The sequence below is a fragment of the uncultured Amaricoccus sp. genome (assembly GCF_937858865.1).
Classification (GTDB): domain Bacteria; phylum Pseudomonadota; class Alphaproteobacteria; order Rhodobacterales; family Rhodobacteraceae; genus Amaricoccus.
Genome location: NZ_CALLYO010000496.1, coordinates 1 through 2,317 on the forward strand (window position 1 = coordinate 1; position 2,317 = coordinate 2,317).

Annotated in this window: 1 protein-coding gene; it reads right to left on the reverse strand. The window is 74.8% G+C overall.

The window, feature by feature from the left end:
* Positions 1–2,317, reverse strand: a 2,317-nt coding sequence (locus Q0112_RS14555; RefSeq protein WP_297976500.1) for an autotransporter outer membrane beta-barrel domain-containing protein, incomplete at both ends; no start/stop codon positions are given.

The following is a 2,317-nucleotide window of genomic DNA, read 5'->3' on the forward strand; positions in this document are numbered from 1 at the left end:
GGTCGGGCCTGTTGGTCAGCCCGGTGCCGCCGACGGTGAGCTTCGTCTCGCCGATAAGGTCGTGGTAGAGATTGGCGATGCCGTAGACATGGGTCCGCCGCCCCTCGCCCCCCGCGTCCCTCCCGCCGGCCTGCCGGTCGATCGAGACGCCGAGGCGGACCGGCAGGGTCGCGCCGTCGCCCGATTCGACCTCGACGCCGAAGGTATCCTCGAAGTCGTCGAAGGCGACCGACGCATAGACGAGCTGCGCCTGCGGCGTCACCGCCCAGCCCGGGCGGACCGCGACGCGCCTGCCGGCCTCGACGCCGAGGGCGTAGCCGAAGCCGCGGTTGCCGCTCTCGAGGTCGTCGTCCACCTCGTCGGAGGCGAGGTCGCTGTCGAACCACATCGCCTGCGCCTGCCCGTCGAGGTAGAGATCGTCGTTGCCGAACCAGGTCAGGCTGCCGCCGAAGCCGTAGCCGGTGGTGGCGATGCTGCCGTCGCCGGCGGAGGCCGAGGAGATGTCGGCCGCGACGGTGCCGTAGCCGGCGGTGAGGCCGGCGACGAGGAGGCCGCCCTCCGTCTCCCTGACCGGGCGGTCGATGCCGAGCTGGAGCTTCCAGACGTCGAGGTCGTAGCGGGCGTCGTCCACCAGCTCGCTGTCGGGCTCGATCCGGCTGCGCGATCCCTCGATCCGGGCCCAGGCGCGCCGGTCCTCGGTGAGGCCGCCGGAAGCGCCCGCCTCCTGCCAGCGGCGGTTGCCGATGCGCTCCTGCATCGTCGGCAGGCCGCTCAGCGCGAGCAGCACCTGCGGATAGGCCTCGTAGGCCGGCACGCCGGGCTGCACCAGCGGCGGGCCGGGCTGGAAGGTCGGCTGCGAGCGCAGGTACCAGTCGCCGTCGGCCGGGTCGGTGATGCCGTTCTTCCAGAGCGAATAGGCGTAGGCGCCGCCGATCACCACCGGCTGGCCGTCGATGACGGTATTGCCGGCGAGGGTGAAGCTGGCCTCCGAGGCGCCCTCGACGTCGATGATCTTGATGCCCTCGACGGTCTGTCCGCCCATGCCGCCCGCGTTCACGACCTCCACGATGCCGGTGCCGGAGGTATCCCCCTCGATCAGGAGGAGGTCGGTGGGCGATCCGTCGCCGCCGAGTTCCGTGCTGAAGTGGAGGAGGCCGCCCCGGCCGGCGTAGTCGCCGGCGACGGTGAGGCGGGTTCCGGCGGCATGGCCGAGCGAGACGCGCCCGGCGTTCTCGAGGCGGGCGACCCGCTGGTCGAAGTCGGCGAGGTCGAGCGCGCCCGCCGCCGCGACGAGATGCGCCGAGGCCGGGCTGAGCACGCCGGCGGCGGCGGCCTCGAGCGTGCCGGCGGCGATGGTGGTGGCGCCGCTGTGGCGACCGGCGCCGCCGAGCCGGGTGGTGCCGGTGCCGGCCTGCAGCACCGTGCCCCGGCCGCTGATCGCGCCGTCGAAGTCGAGGCGCCCGGCGCGGTCGAAGACCAGCGCGCCGTCGTTGCGCACGTCGCCGGCCAGCGAGCCGGCGGTGCCGCCGTCGCCGATGCGGAGCGTGCCGCCGGAGATGGTGGTGCCGCCGGTGAAGGCGTTCTCGCCGAGGAGGACGAGGGTGCCGGCGCCGGCCTTGCCGAGGCCGCCGCGCCCGGTGATCCCCGACCGCTGGGTCAGGGTGACGCCGTCCGCCGTCTCGAAGGTGCCGCCGCCGGCGGCGAGCGTGGTGGCGCGGCCGATCGCCGTGTTCCCGGTCACGCGCAGCGTGCCGCCGTCGAAGCCGAGCCCGCCGGCCGCGGCGCCCAGGCTGGCGTCGGAGGCGATCTCGAGCACGCCGCCCCGGATGGCGGTGCCGCCGGCATGGCTGTTGGCGGCCGAGAGGACGAGGGTGCCGAGGTCGGCCTTCACGAGCTGCGCCGCGCCGCGGATCTCGGCGGCGACGGTGGCGGTCATCCCGGCGCCGGCGGCCGTGCCGTCGCCGACCCGCACCACCGCGGCGTCGCCGACGAGCGTGAGCGCCTCGCCCTCGACCAGATAGCCGTCGACGGCGAACTGCATCCCCGAGGCGGCGACCGCCCCGAGGCCGTTGTCGACGGCGACCGTGCCGGGACGGCCGGCGAAGATCGCGAAGGCGCCGTCGGTGAAGGGGGCGTTGAGCGAGCCGCTCGCCTCGGTCCAGTTGTCGTTGCCGCGGCCGCTCTGCCAGCCCAGGTCGCCGCCGTTCACCGCCCCGTCGTTCTTCGGGCCGGCCTCGCCGTCCCACCAGTTGAGCGTGAGCCCGGCGGCGTTGACGAGGTTCACCTGCTGCGCGATCGAGGTCTGCACGTGCAGGCC